At 68.5% G+C, this 21,593-nt stretch carries 17 protein-coding genes and 2 pseudogenes; 2 read left to right on the top strand and 17 right to left on the bottom strand.

Going from position 1 to position 21,593, the window contains the following annotated elements; all coding sequences use genetic code 11:
- Positions 1-9: 9 nt before the first annotated feature.
- Positions 10-498: a DUF1269 domain-containing protein gene (locus BW730_RS01360; protein ID WP_077684735.1), complete on the bottom strand. Its 489-nt coding sequence runs from the start codon at positions 496-498 to the stop codon at positions 10-12.
- A 183-nt stretch (positions 499-681) separates the two neighbouring features.
- Between BW730_RS01360 and BW730_RS01355 the strand changes: the two genes are divergently transcribed.
- Positions 682-2,961 (top strand): winged helix-turn-helix domain-containing protein, encoded by a 2,280-nt coding sequence (locus BW730_RS01355; protein WP_077684734.1) that lies wholly within the window; start codon positions 682-684, stop codon positions 2,959-2,961.
- A complete protein-coding gene (locus BW730_RS01350; protein ID WP_226996970.1) occupies positions 2,916-3,338 on the top strand; it encodes a helix-turn-helix transcriptional regulator in 423 nt (140 codons plus the stop codon). Before BW730_RS01355 ends, BW730_RS01350 begins: the two co-directional genes overlap by 46 nt.
- On the opposite strand, the gene BW730_RS01345 is transcribed toward BW730_RS01350, so the two are convergent.
- From BW730_RS01345 to BW730_RS01270, 16 genes and pseudogenes are all read right to left on the bottom strand, one after another.
- Positions 3,335-4,825: a leucyl aminopeptidase family protein gene (locus tag BW730_RS01345; protein WP_077684732.1), complete on the bottom strand. Its 1,491-nt coding sequence runs from the start codon at positions 4,823-4,825 to the stop codon at positions 3,335-3,337. The two genes, BW730_RS01350 and BW730_RS01345, sit on opposite strands and share 4 nt — an antisense overlap.
- 111 nt (positions 4,826-4,936) lie before the next feature.
- On the bottom strand, positions 4,937-5,497 hold the full coding sequence (locus BW730_RS01340) for a hypothetical protein (protein WP_077684731.1): 561 nt from the start codon (positions 5,495-5,497) through the stop codon (positions 4,937-4,939).
- A gap of 2 nt (positions 5,498-5,499) precedes the next feature.
- A pseudogene (locus BW730_RS01335) lies at positions 5,500-6,464 on the bottom strand (polyprenyl synthetase family protein).
- 19 nt (positions 6,465-6,483) lie between these two features.
- A complete protein-coding gene (nuoN, locus tag BW730_RS01330; RefSeq protein ID WP_077684730.1) occupies positions 6,484-8,070 on the bottom strand; it encodes an NADH-quinone oxidoreductase subunit NuoN in 1,587 nt (528 codons plus the stop codon).
- Positions 8,067-9,578, bottom strand: a complete 1,512-nt coding sequence (locus BW730_RS01325; RefSeq protein ID WP_077684729.1) for an NADH-quinone oxidoreductase subunit M — start codon at positions 9,576-9,578, stop codon at positions 8,067-8,069. The genes nuoN and BW730_RS01325 overlap by 4 nt, the downstream gene beginning before the upstream one ends.
- Positions 9,579-9,594: 16 nt before the next feature.
- Positions 9,595-11,499, bottom strand: a complete 1,905-nt coding sequence (gene nuoL / locus BW730_RS01320; protein WP_077684728.1) for an NADH-quinone oxidoreductase subunit L — start codon at positions 11,497-11,499, stop codon at positions 9,595-9,597.
- Between the two features lie 13 nt (positions 11,500-11,512).
- Positions 11,513-11,812, bottom strand: coding sequence for an NADH-quinone oxidoreductase subunit NuoK (gene nuoK, locus BW730_RS01315; RefSeq protein ID WP_077684727.1), 300 nt, complete (start codon positions 11,810-11,812; stop codon positions 11,513-11,515).
- Positions 11,809-12,621: an NADH-quinone oxidoreductase subunit J gene (locus tag BW730_RS01310; protein WP_145952972.1), complete on the bottom strand. Its 813-nt coding sequence runs from the start codon at positions 12,619-12,621 to the stop codon at positions 11,809-11,811. The genes nuoK and BW730_RS01310 overlap by 4 nt, the downstream gene beginning before the upstream one ends.
- Positions 12,622-12,626: 5 nt before the next feature.
- Positions 12,627-13,172: an NADH-quinone oxidoreductase subunit NuoI gene (gene nuoI, locus BW730_RS01305; RefSeq protein WP_077687473.1), complete on the bottom strand. Its 546-nt coding sequence runs from the start codon at positions 13,170-13,172 to the stop codon at positions 12,627-12,629.
- A gap of 8 nt (positions 13,173-13,180) precedes the next feature.
- Positions 13,181-14,536 (bottom strand): NADH-quinone oxidoreductase subunit NuoH, encoded by a 1,356-nt coding sequence (gene nuoH, locus BW730_RS01300; RefSeq protein WP_077684725.1) that lies wholly within the window; start codon positions 14,534-14,536, stop codon positions 13,181-13,183.
- Positions 14,537-14,539: 3 nt separating this feature from the next.
- Positions 14,540-16,938 (bottom strand): annotated as a pseudogene (locus BW730_RS01295) (NADH-quinone oxidoreductase subunit G).
- Positions 16,935-18,248, bottom strand: coding sequence for an NADH-quinone oxidoreductase subunit NuoF (gene nuoF, locus BW730_RS01290; RefSeq protein WP_077684724.1), 1,314 nt, complete (start codon positions 18,246-18,248; stop codon positions 16,935-16,937). Before nuoF ends, BW730_RS01295 begins: the two are co-directional and overlap by 4 nt.
- On the bottom strand, positions 18,245-18,988 hold the full coding sequence (gene nuoE, locus BW730_RS01285) for an NADH-quinone oxidoreductase subunit NuoE (protein WP_077684723.1): 744 nt from the start codon (positions 18,986-18,988) through the stop codon (positions 18,245-18,247). The genes nuoF and nuoE overlap by 4 nt, the downstream gene beginning before the upstream one ends.
- A complete protein-coding gene (locus BW730_RS01280) occupies positions 18,985-20,334 on the bottom strand; it encodes an NADH-quinone oxidoreductase subunit D (RefSeq protein WP_077684722.1) in 1,350 nt (449 codons plus the stop codon). The genes nuoE and BW730_RS01280 overlap by 4 nt, the downstream gene beginning before the upstream one ends.
- Positions 20,334-21,029: an NADH-quinone oxidoreductase subunit C gene (locus BW730_RS01275; RefSeq protein WP_077684721.1), complete on the bottom strand. Its 696-nt coding sequence runs from the start codon at positions 21,027-21,029 to the stop codon at positions 20,334-20,336. Before BW730_RS01275 ends, BW730_RS01280 begins: the two co-directional genes overlap by 1 nt.
- Complete coding sequence (locus tag BW730_RS01270) at positions 21,026-21,580, bottom strand: NADH-quinone oxidoreductase subunit B (RefSeq protein WP_077684720.1); 555 nt, start codon at positions 21,578-21,580, stop codon at positions 21,026-21,028. Before BW730_RS01270 ends, BW730_RS01275 begins: the two co-directional genes overlap by 4 nt.
- Positions 21,581-21,593: the final 13 nt, after the last annotated feature.

The raw sequence follows: 21,593 nt of genomic DNA, 5'->3' as shown, positions 1-21,593 counted from the left end.
ACTAGTGGATCACTCCGTCGCCGACAATCCGTCGGCCAACGCCAGCTCGTCCTCGTCCGTCAGGGACGTCTTGAGCACCGTTCCTCCGAACGGTGCCATCGCGGCCGCGAACTTGTCGCCCGTGACCTTCGTGGTCAGGATGACGACCGCCGCCAGGCCCGGTTCGAGGAGCCCGTCGACCTTCTCGCGGAAGCCCCTGTTGATGCCGGCCCGTGCCGCCGCCCCTGCGACGGCGCCCCAGGCGCCGCCGACGAGCAGCCCGATCGCGGGGACCAGGAAGAGCAACCCGATCAGCATCCCCCACAACGCCCCGCCGACCGCGCTGGTCGCGACCACCCTGGTCGGAGTGTCGATGTGCTGCTTGCCGTCGTCATCGACCCGGACGACGGCGAGCCCCGTGAGGTTCACGATCCGGTCGCGCTGGAGCTGCAACACCGCCGCGTTGGCCCGATCCGCGGTGTCGTGGTCGGGGTATCCGATGATGATTAGTTCGGACATGTTGGTCTCTTCTCCCTACCTTTGGGTGTGTCAACCCTTGTCGCGGCCACCCTTTGGGGCATCACCCCACACGGGTAATCCGCTCCGGCCCGGTAGGCCCAAGAATGGTGAAAAGTCGCGGCGCGGAGCGCGCCCATGCGACGTACAATCTTTCATCTCTACCCGGCAGGGAGGCGATTTTCCGTGGCCGAGCGTTACGGTGAGCGTCCATACAACGAGGTGCGTTTCCGCATCCCGATCAGTACAGAACGGTTTGTCCACCGACCACGACTCACGGCCCAACTCGACCAGAGCGCACACCTGCCGCTCACCGTTGTCTCCGGTCCTGCCGGCACGGGAAAGACGCTTGCCGTGGCCGACTGGACCAGGCAAGGCACCCAGGCTGGCACCGTCGCGTGGGTCTCCCTCGACAAGGGCGATGCGAGCGTCACGAAGTTCTGGGGATCGATGCTTGCCGCGCTGCGGATCGCAAGCCCCGAGACGATGTCCGAGTTGCGCAAGCACCTGAACCCCGAGTCCGCGTTCCTGCAGGACATCGCGGCCCGGGTGGGGCGCCTGACGCTCGTCCTCGACGACGCGCACGCCATCGAGTCGGGCACCACCATCCAGTGGTTGGAGGACCTCCTGCGATGGCCGCCGGAGGGGCTGCACATCGTGCTGGTGACGCGCCATGAGCCGCCGCTGCCGTTGCAGCGGATGCGCCTGGAGGAGGCCGTCGCGGAGGTTCGCTTCCAGGACCTGACCTTCACCCGCGACGAGGGACGAGCGCTGCTCGCGGAGGGCGGCGTCCACCTGCAGGGCTCGACGCTCGACCAGTTGATGACCTGTACGGGTGGATGGGCCGCCGCGCTGCGGCTGGTGGCGGCTCGGCTGCGTTCCGCCTCGGATCCTGCGGAGACCATCGCCCGCTTCGGCCGGATCGCGTTCCCGATCTCCGAGTACCTGTGGGAGGAGGTGCTGCAGAACCTGCCGTCCTCGTACAACGAGTTCCTGCAGCGCACCTCGGTGTGTTCCAAGCTGTGCGCGCCGCTGGCGGCCGAGCTGAGCGGCGAGGCAGGCGCGGCCCAGATGCTGCAGAACCTGTCCCGCGAGCAGTTGCTCAGCCATGAGCTGGCAGACACAGGCTGCTACCGGGCACACTCGCTGCTGAACACGCTGCTGCACGCCAGGCTGAAGGCCACCCGCCCCCAGCTCGAGCAGGAGCAGCAGCGCATCGCCGCGCTCTGGTACGAGCGGCACGGCCAGTGGATGCAGGCCCTGACGCACGCGGTCGCCTCGGAGGACTGGGACTTCGCGGGCGCGCTGGCGGTCCGTTCGGGCGCCGTCGCTCTGTTCGGCGCCGATCGGCACCGCTTCCTCGACCTGGTCGCCACGATCCCCGGCGCCGCGACCATCGACAACCCGGAACTCGCCGTGACGCTCGCGGCCGCGGCGTACACCCAGCGCGACGCGACCACGGTCGCGGTGCTGCTCGACAGGGCGTCGCCGGGCGTCGACACGCTGCCCGAGCCGCGGCGCAGCATCGCGGCCTTCGCGGTCCACCTCATCACCGCCGGCCAGGCGCACCGCGACAGCGACGGGGTGGCGCTGCGCCGCTCCGCGACGCTCGCGGACAACCTGCTCGCCGGCATCCGGGGCATCGACGCGCCCGGCTGGTCGGAGCACCGCGGGTTGACCACGACCATCCGCGGTGTCGCCGACCTGTGGGCGGGCAATCCCTACTCGGCGTTGGCGCGTCTCAACGAGGGCGCAGCCACCTTGCCCCTCGAGGAGCACACCGCATTCACCGAGGTCTACACGCGCGGCCTGATCGCCGTCGCGGAGGGCATGGCGGGCTGGGTCGACCGTTCGCGCGCGACCGCGGAGGAGGCGATCGAGGTCGCGGAGCGGGAGGGGCACGCCTCGCGCTCCGACACCCAGTGGGCCTGGTTGGCACGCTCGGCCGCCCAGCTTCGGGCAGGCAACCTGGAGGCCGCCAGGGCGTCGCGACAGCGGTGCGCAGAGGTGGCGGGCGCCAAGTTCAGCCCGTTCGTCCGCGTCGAACTGAACCTGCTCGCCGCCCGACATGCCCTCGCCACCGGAGACCCGATCGGTGCCCGACGCCGCCTCGGGCCGCGGGAGGCGAGCTGGAGGCGCGGCGCGGGATCGAGTCGCTTCGGCCGCAACTGGTGGGCCTCCAGGTCGACCTTGCGTTGGCGCAGCACGACTCCGAGCGGGCGGCGCAACTGCTCGACACGCACGAACGCGGCCACGACCGCGAGGTCGGCAACCCGCACCTCGTGCAGGTCGCCCGGGCACGGCTGCTGCTCAGCACCGGCAACCCGGCAGGGGTCCGCGACGCGGTCGCGGAGACCCTTGGCACCGTCGGCTTCCCCGCCGTCCGGGCCTGGGTGGCCGTGTCGGCAGCGGAGGACCAGTTGCGTCGCGATTCGCAGGCCGTCGAGGCCATGGCAGAGGCGCTGAACCTGGCCGCGAGCGACGACGTCGCGCTGCCGCTGGTCCGCCCGAACTACCAGTTGGCGATGGCGCTGCGGCGACACCTCGACCTGGTGGGGACGCACCGCGAGTTCGTCGAGCGGGCGCTGGCCACCATCGCGACGGATCCGGAGGAGGAGGTGCGCACGCTGCTGCCGCTGACCGAGCGGGAGCGCGCGGTCCTGTTCTACCTTCCGACGATGGCCTCGAACGCGGAGATCGCGAGCGCGCTGTGCGTGTCGGAGAACACCATCAAGCAGCACCTCAAGTCGATCTACCGGAAGCTGTCGGTTGGAAGCCGTAGGGAGGCCGTCCGCGTCGCCCGTGCGGCCGGCCTCCTCTACGACGTCGGGGTGTCCGGCTAGGCCGGGATCCGGAAGTTCAGGGCGAGGTCGAGAAGCAGCCTCGCGCCGAATCCGGTGGTTCCGCGGTTGCGCCACCCACGCGCCGCCGAGGCCTGAGCAGGCCCGGCGATGTCGAGGTGGGCCCACGGGACGTCGCCGATGAACTCCTTGAGGAACAGCGCGGCGGTGATGGTGCCCGCCGTCGGGCCGCCGAGGTTGCGCAGGTCGGCGGTGACCGAGTCGAGTTGGTCGCGGTAGTTCGTCACGAGGGGCAGTTCCCAGACCAGCTCGTCGACGCGGTCCGCGGAGGCGCGCACCTGGTCGAGGAGGTCGTCGGAGGTGCCGAGCATCGCGGCGATCTCCGGCCCGAACGTCGCGAGCGCCGCCCCCGTCAGGGTTGCGATGTCGACGATGGCGTCGACGGGTTCCTCCCGCGCCAGGACGAGCGCGTCCGCCATCACCATCCGACCCTCGGCGTCGGTGTTGATGACCTCGACGGTGGTGCCGCCGCGCATCACGACGATGTCGCCCAACCGCAGCGCGGAGCCGGAGGGCATGTTGTCGGTGCACATCAGATAGCCGGTCACCTGAGCTGCGCAGCCCAGGTCACGCAGCGCCGTCATGGCCGCCAGGATCGCCCCGGCGCCCGTCATGTCGTTCTTCATGGTGGCGTGCACCTCGTCGCCGGGCTTGAGCGCGAGGCCGCCGGAGTCGTAGGTGATGCCCTTGCCGACGAGCGTCAGCCGCCCGCTCGGCTCCCCGGCGGGGCGGTAGACGAGCTTGACCATCACCGGAGGCTCGACGCTGCCCAGGTTGATGCCGAGCAGCCCCCCGCAGCCAAGTTCCAGCAGTTCCTTCTCCCCGAACAGTTCGACCTCGAGCCCCGCTGCCTGGCCCACCTCGACGGCGATGTCGCCCAGCCGGGTGGCGGTGAGCATTCCTCCAGGGGTGCCTGCCAGGTCACGGGCCAGTTCGGCCGTCCGCACCAGGATCCGTCCCCTGGCCACGCCGGCCTCGGCGGCCTGACGCCCTTCGTGCGTGGTGAGCAGCGTCAGCCGCTTGAGCGCCGGGGCGTCCGGGGCCTTCCCGATCCGGTACGCGTACCGGGCCAGGACGACGCCCTCGACGGCAGCCGCAGCCGCGGCCTCCGTGTCCACGCCGTCAGGCAGCACGAGCGCCAGCGTGGCAGCCTGTGGCACCTCCCGCGCGAGCACCGCGGCGGCGTCCCTGACCCCGGCCGCGTTCAGGGCGGCGCGTTCCCCCGCTCCAAGGAGCACCTGGATCGGCCCCTTGGGCCCGGCGAGTTGGAGCGAGGTGCCGCGCTTTGCGGTGAAGGCGAGTTCGGTGAGCCGCTCCGCCGTGACACCGAGCGCCTCGGGGGCGGTCTCTGAGTCACACAGCAGCCAGCCGACCGCCCCCGTCTCCTCCGGTACTCCCGGCAGCGTTCCGACGTCGATCTCGACGGAGCGGTCAGGTAGGGCGATCGGGGGATACGGGGCTGTGTGCATGCGACAAGCCTTGCGGCGGGCGCATGGACGGGTCATCACCCAGCCGGGGTGACCCTCGCACGCGCCGTCGACGGCGAACGGAAGGGCTCCGGGACGGGTCCTGGGGGGCGGCTAGCTTGGCTCGTCGGCCCGCGCCACGGCGACGCGGCGGCGCAACTCATCGACGAAGGAGACCGCCTCAATGCTGCGCAGCGGGATCAGGATCGCCATCCTGCCCTCGTGGTAGACGGCGGCGAGCGACTCGGCGACGTCGATGGCGGAGATGGCGTCGTAGGCCGCCTCGAGGTCCATCAGGGCGCCCTCCTGGATCACGTGCTCGGGCGTGAGTCGCCAGGAGGTGGGGCCGACCAGCAGGCCGCCGCGCTTGGCGGCGGCCGCCAGGTTCGGGCCGGTCGAAGAGCGGGGCACGAACCGGGCGACCAGCAGCGTGGCAAGCATGCCGACGACGAAGGCGATGACGGAGTCCGCGACGATAGATCCTGTCAGCCAGCCCATGCCCGCAAGCGCCGGGCCGAGCAGGATCGCGCAGATGGCACCGACGATCAGCGGCGCGACGACCCACAGGCCCCAGCGCTGCTTTCTGCCCGCGGGGGTGCGGGCGAGGGAGGTGTCGAACGTGACATAGTCCTCGACGCTCAACTCGCCCCTCAGGCGGCGATCGTCGGTGGCCACGCTCAGTTGGTCCGGTCGACCAGGTCGCTGCACACCTGGAGCAGCGCGTCCTTCGCCTCGCCCTCGGGCAGCGGCGCGAGGTGGGCACGCGCGACATCGGCGTGCCTCTCGACCTCCGCCTTGGCGCGCCCCATCACGGGGTGCGCGCGCAGCCCGGCGAGCGCCTCGGCCAGCGCCTCGTCGGTGGAGAGGTCGCCGTCGATCAGGGCGAGCAGGTCGGCGTCGGCAGGGTCGTTCTCGGCGCGGAGCATCAGCACGGGGAGCGTCGGGACGCCCTCGCGCAGGTCGGTGCCGGGCGTCTTGCCCGTGGTGTCGGAGGTGATGTCGATCAGGTCGTCGGAGAGTTGGAAGACCAGGCCGACCTCCTCTCCGAAGGCGGACAGCGCGTCGAGCGTGACGCGGTCGGCGCCGGAGACCATCCCGCCGAACTGCGCGGAGGCCGCGATCAGGGAACCGGTCTTGTCTGCGATCACCTGGAGGTAGTGCGCAAGCGGATCGTCGCCCTCGGCGGGGCCCTTCGTCTCGGCGATCTGCCCCTGCACGAGCCGGGCAAAGGTCTCGGCCTGCAGCATCACGTACTCGACGCCGAGTTCGGCGACGGTCGTCGAGGCGCGGGCGAACAGGAAGTCGCCGACCAGGATCGCGACGGAGTTGCCCCACAGCCGGTTCGCCGAGGGTGCCCCGCGGCGCAGGTCGGCGACGTCCATCACGTCGTCGTGGTAGAGGCTCGCCACGTGGGTGAGTTCCATCACCATCGCGGCACGCATCAGGTCGTGCTCGTCAACCTCTCCCCAAACCGGGAGGCCAGGAAGACCAGGAGCGGTCGGAACCGCTTGCCGCCGGCGGAGATGATGTGCCTGGCTGCCTCCGTGACGAAGGGCGAACTCGCTACTGCGACCTCGACCAGGCGCTCCTCGAACGAGTCGAGGAGCACCGTCAACTGGTCTTCAAGCGGGGCTTCCGCCACGACACACTCTCCCTAACGGTCAGCGGATGAACTGGGCAGCGTTGGCGAGCAGCGTCAGTACGCCACCCGGCACCAGGCCGAGCACCAGCGTAGCCGCGGCCGACACGACCACCACAATCCAGGTCCAGAGCGACGGGTCGGTGACCTCGCCGACGGTCGCCTCGTCCGCCTCCTGGAACCACATCGCGACGATGACCTTCAGGTAGAAGTACGCAGCGATCGCCGAGGTCAGCAGCGCCACCAGGACGAGCCAGCCGTAGCCGCCCACCCAGGCCGCCGAGAACACGGTCAGCTTGCCGATGAAACCCGCCGTCGGCGGGATGCCTGCGAAGCTCAGCATGAACAGCGTCATCAGCACCGCGATGAACGGGTTACGCCTGCCGAGGCCCTTCCACGCGTCGAGGCTGTTTGCCTCGCCGCCCGCGCGGCGCACCATGGTGACGATCGCGAACGCGCCGAGCGTCGCGATGCCGTAGGTGAGCAGGTAGAACGCGATGGCGCTGACCGACGAGACGGGGATCCCGACGCCGCCCTGCACCGCGCCGACCACACCGACGAGGATGAAGCCTGCGTGCGCGATGGACGAGTAGGCAAGGAGTCGCTTGATGTCGTTCTGCGCAAGCGCGACGGTCGAGCCGAGCAGCATGGTGGCGACGGCAACGACCGAGAACAGCAACTGCCAGTCCCACTGGGCTCCGCCGAGCGCGACGTAGAAGACGCGCAGCAGGCCGCCGACGGCGGCGGTCTTGGTGGCGACCGCCATGAACGCGGTGACGGGCGTCGGGGCGCCCATGTAGACGTCCGGCGTCCAGGCGTGGAACGGGACGGCGCCGATCTTGAACAGCACGCCGACCGAGACGAGCAGCAGGCCCGCGAGCAGCAGCCACTGGCTACCGATGCCCATCGAGATGGCCGTGTCGACGTCGGAGAGTTGCAGGCCACCGGAGTAGCCGTAGAGCAGCGCGATGCCGTAGAGCATGATCGCAGAGGCGAGCGAGCCGAGCAGGAAGTACTTCAGCGCGGCCTCCTGGCTGAGCAGGCGGCGGCGGCGCGCCATCCCGGTCAGCAGGTACAGCGGCAGCGAGAAGATCTCGACGGCGACGAACAGCACGAGCAGGTTGTTCGACGACGCGAACAGCATCATTCCGAACAGCGCGAACATCAGCAGCGGGAAGATCTCGGTGTGCTCGCGGCGGAGGCGGTCGGCCTCCCGCTCGAGCGGCGAACCGGGAACCGTCGACGCGGAGGACGCGAAGGCCGAGCGGCCGTTGCCGAGTCCCCGCTCCGCGAACAGCGCGACGCCGCCGAGGCCGGTGACGAGCAGGATCGACCAGAACACGTTGGTCGGCCCGTCGATGGCGATCAGGCCCTCCGCGACGATCGCGGGGGCGCGGTCCATCCAGTTCAGGATGGTCAGGGCCAGGGCGGCGATGACGCCGAGCAGCGCGACCGCGGACTGGACCAGGTAGCGGACCTCACGCGGAAGCACCGCCTCGAGCACGATGCCGAGGCAGCCGACCCCCAGCAGCACCAGGAGCGGCGACAGCGCCATCCACTCCGGGCTGACCGCCGGGATGTTCGGGAGAGTCTCCAACAGGTTGATCATCGGTTGCCTTCCTGGACCTGCGGCGCGGGATCGCTCACGCCGACCTTCACCATCGTGTCGCGGGCCGAGTCATCGGCCACCGAGAGGACCGGCTTCGGGAAGAAGCCGAACGCGATCAGGAGGATGAGCAGGGGTGCGACGACCGCCTTCTCACGAAGCGAGAGGTCTGTCGTGACGTGGGTTTCGACCTGCTCCGTGACCGGGCCGGTCATGGTGCGTAGGTACATCCGAAGCACATAGACGGCGGCGAGCACGGTGCCGAGCGTGATGACGGCCGTGTGGATCGGGTAGCGCTGCCACGAGCCCGCCATCACGAGGAACTCGGACACGAAGCTGCCCATGCCGGGCAGCGCGAGCGCCGTCAGGCCGGAGATCAGCAGCACACCAGCAAGCACCGGGGCGACCTTCTGGACGCCACCGTAGGCGTCGATGTCGGCGGTGCCGCGGCGACGGATCATGAATCCGACGACGAGGAACATGGCCGCGGTCGACAGGCCGTGGTTGAGCATGTAGAAGATCGAACCGCTGAGCGACTGCGTGGTGAGGGCGAAGATGCCGAACACCATGAAACCGAAGTGGCTGATCGAGGTGTAGGACACCAGGCGCAGCAGGTCCTTCGACTGGATCGCGAGCAGCGCGCCGTAGATGACAGACACGATCGCCCAGATCAGGATCACCGGGGTGGCCCACTGCGAGGCCTCCGGGAAGATCCACAGGCAGATCTTGATCATGCCGAAGGTGCCGATCTTGTCGAGGATGCCGACAAGCAGCGTCGAGGTACCGGGCGTGGACTGTTCTGCCGCGTCGGGCAGCCAGGTGTGCAGGCCCGCCAACGGCGCCTTCACGGCGAACGCGAAGAAGAAGCCCGCGAACAGCCAGCGGCCGATGTTGGTGCCCATGTCGAGGGCCGCCAGATCGCTGATCAGGAAGCTCGGGTTGCCCGCGGAGGCGGACACGGCGTACAGGCCGGCCACCGCGACGAGCATCACGAGGCCGCCGACCAGCGAGTAGATCAGGAACTTGATCGCGGCCTGGCGACGCTTCGGGCCGCCGTAGCCTGCGATCAGGAAGTACGTGGGGATCAGCGTCGCCTCGAAGGCGATGTAGAACAGCAGCACGTCCTCGGCCATGAACACGAAGAGCGCGAAGCCCTGCAGCAGCAGCGCCAGCCCGAAGAAGACGTTGCTCCCCCACCGCGCGCCCTCGTCGTCGCCGACGTGCCACTCGGCGAGCAGCACGACGGGGACGATGATGACGGTCATCAGGACAAGCAGGGCGCTGATCCCGTCGAGACCGAGCGCGTAGTGCGCGCCGATCACGGGGATCCAGTTCAGGTCGACCGACAGCGCGGCGCCCTGCGTGCTGAGCACGAAGGCGAGCACGCCGAGGATCGCGGTGGTGAGCGCGATGCCGTAGCCGACGACGCGGGCCACCTGGCCCTTCAGGAGGAACACCACCACCGCGCCGAGGATCGGCAGCAGGGCGAGGATGGTCAGAATCAGTGACATGTCTCTCAAGTTCTCCTTAGCCCAGGTGCCCGAGCAGCATGACGGCCGCGAGGACCACGATCCCGACCCCGAGGGTCAGGCCGTAGGTGCGCACATAGCCGTTCTGGGCCTTGCGTAGCCACACGCCGAGCCCGGAGGCGACTGTGGCGGATCCGCGGGCAGCCCCGTCGACCACGGCGTGGTCGAGCGTGGCCAACGCGTCGGCGGTGCCGATCGTCGGGCGGATGACGGCGTACTCGTTGAACGCGTCGCCGTACAGGTCGTTGCGTCCCGCGATGACGAGCGGGTTCTTCGTGGCGGGCTGCACCGAGGCGATGGTGCCCTTGTGCAGGAACCAGCCGATGGCGACACCCACCGCGACGACGGCGAGCGTGATGAAGCCGATCGTCGTGAAGTGGAACAGCGACGGATGCTCCATGGCGGGCTGGCCCGTGGTCGGGGCGAGCCACTCGGTGATCCAGTTGTTCATCAGCAGGCCCGCCACGATCGAGGCCACGGCCAGGATGATCAGCGGGACGGTCATCACCAGCGGCGACTCGTGCGGATGGACGTCCTTCTCCCAGCGCTTCTCACCGAAGAAGGTCATCATCATCAGTCGCGTCATGTAGTACGCGGTGACGCCTGCGCCGATCAGGGCGAGCACGCCGAAGAGCAGGTTCTTGTCGAACGCCGCCTCGATGATGTGGTCCTTCGAGTAGAAGCCGGCGGTGAATGGGAAGCCGATGATCGCCAGGTAGCCCATCGCGAAGGTGAAGAACGTGATCTTCATGGCCTTGGCGAGCGCACCGTAGTGGCGCATGTCGACGTCGTCGTTCATGCCGTGCATCACGGAGCCTGCGCCGAGGAACATGTTGGCCTTGAAGAAGCCGTGCGTGATGAGGTGGAAGATCGCGAACGACGCGCCGATCGGGCCGAGGCCCGCGGCGAGCATCATGTAACCGATCTGCGACATCGTGGAGCCCGCGAGGACCTTCTTGATGTCGTCCTTTGCGGTGCCGATCCAGGCGCCGAACAGCAGCGTGACCGTTCCGACGACCGCGACGGCGGTCTGCGCGATGGGCGCCACCTCGTAGACGGCGTTGGAGCGGACCACCAGGTACACACCGGCGGTGACCATCGTGGCGGCGTGGATCAGGGCCGAGACGGGCGTCGGGCCCTCCATGGCGTCGAGCAGCCAGGACTGCAGCGGCACCTGGGCCGACTTGCCGCAGGCAGCGACGAGCAGGAAGACGCCGAGCAGCGTCGCCCACAGGGGCGACAGACCGGGGGCTCCGGCGTTGACGTCCTCGAAGCGGACCGAGCCGAACATCGCGAGCATCGTGAAGATCGCCATCGACAGGCCGAGGTCACCGACGCGGTTGACGATGAACGCCTTGTTGCCAGCGCGGGCCGCGGACGGCTTGTGCGCCCAGAAGGAGATCAGCAGGTACGAGGCGAGGCCGACGCCCTCCCAGCCGAGGAACAGGACCAGGTAGTTGTCCGCAAGCACCAGGATCAGCATCGCGGCGATGAAGAGGTTCAGGTAGGCGAAGAACCGGCGACGGCGGTCGTCGTGGGCCATGTAGCCGATCGAGTAGATGTGGATCAGCGACCCGACGCCCGTGATCAGCAGCACGAACAGGATCGAGAGCTGGTCTGCGAGGAAGCCGAGCTCGATCGACCAGTTGCCCGTGGCGATCCATTCGTAGACGACCACGTTGACGGCGCGGGCGTCCTCGGGTGAACCGAGTAGCTGGATGAACAGCACAAGGCCCAACACGAAGGACACGATCACCGCGAGGGTGGCCAGGTAGTGGCCCCACGCGTTGGTCGCCTTGCCCGCCAGCAGCAGGATCGCCGAACAGACCAAGGGGATGGCGACGAGCAGCCAGACCAGCAGGCCGGGGCTCGACAGTGCGGAAACGGATTCGAGGAGTTGCACGCTTGAAAACCCCTTAGAACTTCATCAGGTTGGCGTCGTCGACCGAGGCCGAGCGGCGGGCACGATACACGGCCACGATGATCGCGAGTCCGACGACGACCTCCGCCGCCGCGACGACCATCACGAAGAAGGCCGCGATGAGCCCCTCGAGGTTGCCGTGGAAGCGGGCGAACGCGACGAACGCGAGGTTGGTGGCGTTGAGCATCAACTCGATGCTCATGAAGGCGATGATCGCGTTGCGGCGAAGCAGGAAGCCCGCCAGGCCGATCACGAACAGGATCGCCGAGAGAACAAGGAAGCCCTCGGGGTTCATTCGTCGTCTCCTTCGATCTCGGCGTCGCGCGCCTCCAGGACGGCGTAGGCCGCGTGGGTGGGGGCGCGAAGCTCCTCCACGTTGACGACGGCGCCACGCATGGTCAGCGTCTTGCTCACCGACTTCTCCGCGATGGAACCGTCGGGCAGCAGCGCGGGGGTCGCGATGGAGTTGCTGCGGGCGAACACGCCGGAGTTCGGAAGCGGCGTGGGTGCCACCCCCTCCTCGGCGTACATCCGGACCCGCTCCTCGATCTGCTCGGGCTGCGTCTGCTTCTTCTTGAGGCGCTCACCGTGGGCGAGCAGCATCGCGCCGACCGCCGCGGTGATCAGCAGCGCCGCGGTCGCCTCGAACAGGAAGACGTACTTGGTGAACAGGAGGGCGGCGATCGACTGGATGTTGCCGCCGAACTGGGCGTTGGCCTCGGCGAGGCCCGCGGGGGCCCTGCCCATCGTGAACTGGCCGACGGCGCAGATCAGCAGGATGCCGAGGCCGAGCGCCACGAGGAGCGAGGTGACCCGCTGCCCCTTGAGCGTCTCGACGGCGGAGTCGGTGGAGTCGACGCCGACCAGCATGACCACGAACAGGAACAGCATCAGGATCGCGCCGGTGTAGACCACGATCTGGATGACGAACAGGAACGGGGCGTCCTGGGCCGCGTACAGCACGGCGAGCGAGATCATCACGCCCGCCATGGACACGGCCGCATGCACAGGCTTGCGCGCAAGCAGCAGCCCGAGGGCGCACAGCACCGCGATCGGCGCGCACACCCAGAAGGCGACCGTGCTGGCGGCAACCAGCGGGATCATCGGGGTCATTTGGCCGCTCCTGAGGTCGAGCCGGTGCGGGTGTCGGGGGTGCCTGTGTCGGGCAACCCGAGGAAGTAGGCCTGCTCGGTGTCGCCGAGCCGGCGCGGGTGCGGGGGCTGCTCCATGCCCGGCAGCAGCGGGGCGAGCAGGTCCTGCTTCTCGTAGATCATCTTCAGGCGCGTGTCGTCGGAGATCTTGAACTCGTTGGTCATCGTCAGCGCGCGCGTCGGGCAGGCCTCGATGCACAGGCCGCAGAAGATGCAGCGCAGGTAGTTGATCTGGTAGACGTGGCCGAAGCGCTCACCGGGCGAGTAGCGATCGTCCTCGGTGTTGTCGGCGCCCTCGACGTAGATGGCGTCGGCGGGGCAGGCCCAGGCGCACAACTCGCAGCCGACGCACTTCTCGAGTCCGTCGGGCCAGCGGTTGAGCTGATGCCTGCCGTGGAAGCGCGGCATCGTGACCTTTTCCTTGCCCTTCTGCGGGTAGCCCTGCGTGAAGGTCTTGCGGAAGATCGTCTTGAACGTGATGCCGAAGCCGGCCCACTGCTCCATGAAACCCATCAGGAATCCTTCCCTTCAACGACGACCTCGTCGGCCGGTTCCTCGACGCGGGTGCCGTGCACCACGCCGACCAGTTCCGGCAGCACCTGGCCGGGCATCGGCGGCACCGGGTAGCCGCCGGCGAACGCGTCGTAGACCTGTTCGCCTCGCGGTTCCTCGATGGCAGGTTCGGTCGAGGCAGACTTGTTGCCTCCGAAGAACCAGTAGATGACAAGCATCAGGAGCAGCCCGAGGCCGATGGTGGCGTTGCGCCACGGGGTGTTGGCCACGAGGGCGACGATGATGATCCAGGCGAGCGCGATCTCGATGAGGACCTTCCAGCCCAGGTTCATGAACTGGTCGTAGCGGAAGCGGGGCAGGGTGCCGCGCAGCCACACGAACACCGAGATCAGCAACTGGACCTTCAGCACGAACCACAGCGGGCCGAGCCATGGGTTCTCGAGGAAGCCGAAGAACGGCACTCCCTCCGCGAGCCAGTTCAGCGGCCACGGGGTGAGGTAGCCGCCCAGGAACAAGGTGGTGCACACGGCCGAGACGGTCGCCATGTTGATGTACTCCGCGAGGAAGTACAGCGCGTAGCGGAAGCCGGAGTATTCGGTGATGTACCCGGAGACCAGTTCCGACTCACATTCGGGCAGGTCGAAGGGCGCGCGGTTGGTCTCGCCGACCATCGCGATGCAGTAGATCAGGAACGACGGGAACAGCAGCAGCGCATACCAGCCGGGCAGCCCGAAGGAGAACTCGTTGCTGGTGAACGGCACGACGAAGGTCAGCACCGTGCGCTGCGACTCGACGATCTCGTGGGTCGACATGGAGCCGGCCATCAGGAACACACCGACCATCGCGAGGCCCATCGAGATCTCGTAGGAGATCATCTGCGCCGTGGAGCGGATGGAGCCGAGGAACGAGTAGGTGGAGTTGCCTGCCCAGCCCGCGAGCACGATGCCGTAGATGCCGATCGAGGCGATCGCAAGGATGAACACGGCCGCCACCGGGAGGTCGGTCACCTGCAGGCGGGTCTCGACGCCGAACATGGTGACCTTGCCGCCGAACGGGATGACCGTCCAGCAGGTGAAGGCCGCCACTGCCGTCAGTACGGGGGCGAGCGAGAAGATCAGCTTGTCGGCGTTCTTCGGGCGGAAGTCCTCCTTGACGAGCAGCTTCGCGCCGTCAGCCAGGGCCTGTCCGAGGCCGAAGGGGCCGTTCATGATCGGGCCGAGGCGGTGCTGCATCTTGCCGACGAGGCGCCGCTCGTACCAGACGTTGAAGATGGTCCAGACCAGGAGGATGACAAAGAGCGCCACCACCTTGATCAGGATCAGCCACCAGGGGTCGTTGAAAAACCAGTTGGGCATGACTTACTCTCCTTCGTCCGCGAAGACGGCCGAGACCGTGACCGGGGTACCGGGGGCCGCCCAGAGGCGATCGGTCCGGCTGGGGTTCATCGGAACCCAGACGACGTCGTCGACCATGGAGTCGCTCGGATCGACGGGCAGGATGACGGTGTGCTCGCCAACGGTGATCCGGGCGATGTCGCCGAGGCCAAGTCGCTCCGCTGTGGCGCGCGACACGCGGGCGAGGGCCGGGCGTGCGGTGGCCCGCAGCGCGATCTCGTAGTCGTTGCCCTGCGAGGCGTCCAGCAGTTCCCGCCAGGACGCGAGCACCACACCGTCGGCGGGGGCCACCGGAGCGTCGGAGGGAGCCGCGGGGCGCTGCCCGTCCCACTGGCCGAGTTCCGTCAGGTCGGTGAAGGCCTGCTTGGCGGCGCGGAAGCCGAGTTCCGAGCCGAACGCGTCGGCGAGGGCGGCGAGGATGCGCAGGTCGGTCATCGGGGTGACCGGCTGGCGGTTGACGTTGTTGACGCGGCCGACGCGGTGCTCCCAGTTCAGGAAGTTGCCGACCTGCTCCTCCATCAGCGCCGCCGGGAACACGACGTCCGCGCGCTCGGTGACCTGGCTCATCCGCTGTTCGACGCTCACGACGAAGCCTGCGTTGTCGAGGCCCTCGAGCGCGGCGGCCGGGTCCTCCAGGTCGGACGGGTCGACGCCCGCGACCAGGATCGCCTTCAGGGTGCCGTCGGCCAGTGCCGCGAACTGCTCATCCGCGGTGAGGCCCGCCTCCGCCGGGAGGCTTGCGACGCCCCAGTGGGCGGCGACGTCGACTCGGGCGCTCGCGTCGGAGACCGGGCGACCGCCGGGCAGCAGGCCCGGGAGGCAGCCCGCCTCGATGGCCCCGATCTCGCCCGCGCGGCGCGGGATCCACGCGAGGCGTGCCCCGGTCGCGTCGGCCTTGGCTGCCGCGGCGCTGAGCACGCCGGGCAGCGCGGCGGCGCGCTCCCCACCAGGATGACGGTGCCCGCGTCGAGCCCGTCGAGTTCGGTCAGCGCGACCGCCTCGGTGCCGGGGACGACGGGGACGAGCGTCGCCGACAGCTTCTCGGAGCCGCGGGAGGCGAACGGTGCAAGGGTGGTGACCTTGAGGCCGCCGTTGCGCACGCCCTTGCGGAGCCGCAGGAACACGATCGGGGACTCGTCCTCGGGCTCGAAGCTGACGAGCACGACATGGCTGGCCGACTCGAGGTCGGCGTAGGTGACCGACTCCGTCAGCGACCTGCCCGCGACGCGGGCGGCGATGAACTCGGCCTCCTCCTGGGAGGAGGGACGCGAGCGGAAGTCGATGTTGTTGGTGCCGAGCACCGCGCGGGCGAACTTCGAGTAGCCGTAGGCGTTCTCGACGCTCAGCCGGCCGCCGGTCTGGACGGCGACGGCGGTCCCCGCGTCGCGCAGCCCGTGCACGGCCGCGTCGATGGCCTCGGGCCAGGACGCGGGCTGCAGCACGCCGTCGCGGCGCACCAGTGGGCGGGTGACGCGGTCGTCGCCGCGGGAGTACATGAAGCCGAAGCGGCCCTTGTCGCAGCTCCACTCCTCGTTCACCTCGGGCAGGTCGCCGGCGAGGCGACGCTTGACCTGGTGGTGACGCTGGTCGGTGCGCAACTGGCAGCCTGCGGCGCAGTGCTCACACGTCGTGGTCGTCGACACGAGGTCGAACGGGCGCGACTGGAAGCGGTAGGCGGCCGACGTCAGGGCGCCGACGGGGCAGATCTGCACGACGTTGCCGGAGAAGTACGAGTCGTACGGGTCCTGCTCGTAGGTGCCGATCTGCTGCAGCGCGCCGCGCTCGACGAGCGCGATGAACGGGTCGCCGGAGATCTGCTCGGAGAAGCGGGTGCAGCGCGCGCACAGCACGCAGCGTTCGCGGTCGAGGAGGATCTGCGCGGAGATGTTGACCGGCTTCGGGAAGGTGCGCTTGCGACCCTCGTAGCGGCTCTCCCCCGCGCCGTTGGTCATCGCCTGGTTCTGCAGGGGGCATTCGCCGCCCTTGTCGCAGATGGGGCAGTCGAGGGGGTGGTTAATCAGCAGGAACTCGATCATCCCCTCCTGCGCCTTGGCGGCGACGGCTGAGGTGACCTGCGTGTTGACCTTCATGCCCTCGGCGACCGGCATGGTGCAGGAGGCCTGCGGCTTCGGGAAGCCGCGGCCGTTGCCCGCGTCGGGGATCTCGACCATGCACTGACGGCAGGCGCCGACGGGGTCGAGGAGCGGGTGGTCGCAGAAACGCGGGATGGCGGTGCCGATCATCTCGGCGGCCCGGATGATGAGGGTTCCCTTTGGCACGGACACCTGCGTGCCGTCGATGGTCAGCGTGACCAGGTCCGGCTTCGGGGTCACCTCACCTGAGGTCTTGGCGTCGACGGTCATCGGGCGTCTCCTTCCTCGGTGAACAGCGAGCTCTTCTCGTAGGGGAACAGCTCCCAGGCGGGCGTGTGGTAGCCCTGCTCGAACTCGGAGCGGAAGTGCTTGACGGCGCTGGTGACGCACGCGACGGCGCCATCGGCCAGGGCGCAGAACGAGCGGCCGCCGATGTTGTCGCAGATGTCGAGCAGCTTGTCGACGTCGCCCTCTTGAGCCGTGCCCGCCTCGAACTTCATCAGCAACTGCACGAGCCACCAGGTGCCCTCACGGCACGGGGTGCACTTGCCGCAGCTCTCGTGCTTGTAGAACTCCACGAACCGCAGCGTGGTGCGCACGATCGAGGTGGTCTCATCGAAGATCTGCAGCGCCTTGGTGCCGAGCATGGTGCCAGCGGCCGCCATCGCCTCGTAGTCGAGCGGCACGTCGAGCGATTCGCCCGTCAGGATCGGGGTCGACGACCCTCCGGGGGTGAAGAACTTCAGCTCGTGGCCCTCGCGGACGCCGCCCGCGAGGTCGATGAGTTGGCGCAACGTGATGCCCATGGGGGCCTCGAACTGGCCGGCGTTCTTGACGTGGCCGGACAGCGAGTACAGCGTGAAGCCCTTGGACTTCTCGGTGCCCATCGACTGGAACCAGTCGGATCCGTTGGCCAGGATCGCGGGAACGGACGCGATCGACTCGACGTTGTTGATCACCGTCGGCGATGCGTACAGGCCTGCGACGGCCGGGAACGGCGGGCGCAGGCGCGGTTGGCCGCGGCGACCCTCGAGGGAGTCGAGCAGCGCCGTCTCCTCACCGCAGATGTAGGCGCCCGCTCCGGCGTGGACGATGATGTCCAGGTCGTAGCCGGTGCCGAGGATGTTCTTGCCGAGGTAGCCGGCCGCGTATGCCTCGCGCACCGCCTGCTGGAGGCGGCGGATGACGTGCAGCACCTCACCGCGGCAGTAGATGAACGACGTGTGGCCGTTGATGGCGTAGGAGGAGATGATGATGCCCTCGACCAGCGTGTGGGGGCTCGCCATCATCAGCGGCATGTCCTTGCAGGTGCCCGGCTCCGACTCGTCGGCGTTGACGACGAGGTACTTCGGGTTCGGGTTGTCCTGGGGGACGAAGGACCACTTCATGCCGGTCGGGAAGCCCGCGCCGCCGCGGCCGCGCAACTGCGCGTCCTTGACGAGCGTGATGACGTCCTCGGGCTTCATCTCGAGGGCCTTGCGCATCGCGCGGTAGCCGCCGGTCGCCTCGTAGCGCGACAGCTTCCACGAGTTGTCCTCGCCCCAGTTGGCGCTCAGCACCGGGGTCAGCAGATCGGTCACTTGGTCTCTCCCTGTTCCACGGGGGCAGGCTTGGCGTCGGCGGGCGGTGCCGTCCAGTCGTTCTGGGCCGCGATCCCGCGTCCGAGCAGCGAGGCAGGGCCCGCGGAGGGGCCCTCGTCGGCGCGGCCGTCGGGGAACCCCGCGAGCACGCGCTCGGCCTCGCGCCACGACGTGATCGTCGCGCCGCGCGGCGAGACGACCTCGCGGTCGGCCTGCAGGTCGCCGAGGACGTGCTCAAGCTTCTGCGGGGTCATGTTGTCGAAGAACTCCCAGTTGACCATCGCAACGGGGGCGAAGTCGCAGGCCGCGTTGCACTCGATGCGCTCGAGCGAGATCTGGCCGTCGGGGGTCGTCTGGTTCTCGTCGATGCCGAGGAACTTCTTGGCGCGCTCCAGCAGAATGTCGCCGCCCATCACGGCGCACAGCGCGGTGGTGCAGATGCCGACGTGCTGCTTGCCCGCCGGGCGACGCTTGTACATGGTGTAGAACGTCGCGACGCCGGAGACCTGGGCGGCGGTGATGTCGAGGATCTCGGCGCACACCTCGATGCCGCGGGGGCTGACGCGCCCGTCGACCGACTGCACAAGGTGCAGCATCGGAAGCAGCGCCGAGCGGGCCTCCGGGTAGCGGCCCGCCAGTTCGCGCAGTTCGGCGATCGTGGTCGCGTCGATGCTGGTCGACTGGTCCGCGTAGTCGACCGAGCCCGAGTCGGGGAAGTGGCTCTCGAAGTGGCCGCTCATCGGTCAACACCTCCAAGGACGGGGTCGATGCTTGCGACGGCGACGACCACATCGGACATCATGCCGCCCTCACACATCGCGGGAACGGATTGCAGGTGGTTGAAGCCCGGGTCGCGGAAGTGGCAGCGGTACGGGCGGTTGCCCCCGTCGGAGACGACGTGGCAGCCGAGCTCGCCCTTGGGCGACTCGATGGCCTGGTACACCTGACCGACCGGGACCTTGAAGCCCTCGGTGACGATCTTGAAGTGGTGGATCAGCGCCTCCATGGACTGGCCCATGATGTGGCGGATGTGCTCGTTCGAGTTGCCCTGACCATCCGGGCCGACCGTGAGCTGCGCGGGCCACGCGATCTTCTGGTCGGCGACCATCACGGGCTCACCCTGGGACTTCTGCAGGCGGTCGTAGCACTGCTCGACGATCTTGAGGGACTCCCAGCACTCCTCGAGGCGGATCCGGAAGCGGCCGTACGCGTCGTCGGAGGCCCACGTGACCACGTCGAAGTCGTAGGTCTCGTAGCCGCAGTAGGGCTGCGTCTTGCGCAGGTCCCAGTTGTAGCCGGTGGAGCGCAGCGGCGGGCCGGTGACTCCGAGCATCATCGACGCCGTCAGGTCCATCTTGCCGACCTCGGACATTCGGCCGATGAAGATCGGGTTCTCGTTGCAGAAGCCCGCGTACTCGGGCAGGTGCTTCTTCAGCCACGAGATGACGTCACGAAGCTGCTCGAGGCCACCCTCAGGCAGGTCGTTTGCGACGCCGCCGGGGCGGATGTATGCGTTGTTCATGCGCAGGCCGGAGACGGCCTCGAAGAAGTCGAGGATCATCTCGCGCTCGCGGAACGCGATGGTCATCATGGTGAGCGCACCGATCTCCATGCCGCCGGTGCCCATGGCGACCAGGTGCGAGGCGATCCGGTTGAGCTCCATCATCAAGACGCGGATCACGGAGGCGCGCTCCGGGATGTCGTCGGTGATGCCGAGGAGCCGCTCGACGGCCAGGCAGTAGACGGCCTCGTTGAAGATGGGCGCCACGTAGTCCATGCGCGTGACATAGGTCACGCCCTGGGTCCACGTCTTGTACTCCATGTTCTTCTCGATGCCGGTGTGCAGGAAGCCGATGCCGGGGCGGATCGAGGTGACGGTCTCGCCGTCCATCTCGAGGATCAGGCGGAGCACGCCGTGCGTGGACGGGTGCTGGGGGCCCATGTTGACGACGATGGTCTCGTCGCCGCGCTCGGCCTGCTCGGCCGCGATGTCTTCCCAGTCGCCGCCCTGCGCGAGGTAGACGCGGTCGACCTTCTCATCGCCGGAGCCGGCGAAGATGTCTTCGGTAGCTGCGTGCGTGGTCATCAGGAGTAGGACCTCCGGTTGTCGGGAGCAGGCACCTTGGCGCCCTTGTATTCGACGTCCACGCCGCCCAGGGGATAGTCCTTGCGCTGCGGGTGGCCCTGCCAGTCGTCTGGCATCAGGATGCGGGTCAGCGCCGGGTGACCGTCGTAGACGATTCCGAACATGTCCCAGGTTTCGCGCTCGTGCCAGTCCACCATCGGGTAGACCGGTGCGAGCGACGGGATGTGCGGATCATCGTCGGTGCACGTGGTCTCAAGGCGGACGCGGCGGTTGTGCGTGTAGCTCAGCAGATGCGCGACCGAGTGCAGTTCGGCCCCGGTCTCCTGCGGGTAATGCACGCCCGAGACTGAAACGCACACCTCGAAGCGCAGGTGCGCGTCGTCGCGGAACGCCTTCGCCACGTCGAGCAACTGCTCGCGCGGCACGTAGATCGTCAGTTCGCCGCGGTCGAACAGGAAGCGGCCCTCGTCGAGGCCGGGAATCAGTTCGAGGGCGCGGGAGCGGATCGAATCGAACGGCTCACCGAACGGCGGCTCGCTCTGGCCGGGCATCGACAGGTGACGCACGATGCCGTTGTAGCCCGAGGTGTCGGAGGATCCCTCGGACCACATGCCCTTGCGGGTCTCGAAGACCGGGAGCGCCTTCGCCTCGTCGCCGGTCGCGGGCAGGTTCGCGTCGGGGGTCTGCTCGCTCATCGCATGAGGCCCTTCATCTCGATCTTGGCGGGGGCGGCAAGGGCCGCCTGCTCGGCGTTCTCGACGGCGGCGGCCTCGTTGGGGCCGATGGGACGGTGCTGGACCTTCTCGCGCAGCTTGAACATGGCCTCGATGAGCATGTCGGGGCGCGGCGGGCAGCCGGGGATGTACATGTCGACGGGCAGGAAGTGGTCGCAGCCCTGCACGATCGCGTAGTTGTTGAACATGCCGCCGGAGGACGCGCAGGCGCCCATCGAGATGACCCACTTCGGGTTGGGCATCTGGTCGTAGACCTGGCGGATGACCGGCGCCATCTTCTGCGAGACGCGGCCGGAGACGATCATCAGGTCGGCCTGGCGCGGCGATGCGCGGAAGACCTCCTGGCCCCATCGTCCGGAGTCGTAGCGCGGCGTGCCGAAGGCCATCATCTCGATGGCGCAGCAGGCGAGGCCCATGGTGGCAGGCCAGAAGGAGGCCTTCCTGAGCCAGCCGAAGACGCCCTCGACCGTGGTCAGGAGGATGCCGCTTGGGAGCTTATCTTCGATACCCATGTGTCAGGATCCT

It is taken from the genome of Tessaracoccus aquimaris (assembly GCF_001997345.1).
GTDB lineage: Bacteria > Actinomycetota > Actinomycetes > Propionibacteriales > Propionibacteriaceae > Arachnia > Arachnia aquimaris.
The sequence above is the reverse complement of the archived record's forward strand: the minus strand, read 5'-3'. Positions and strand labels throughout refer to the sequence as shown.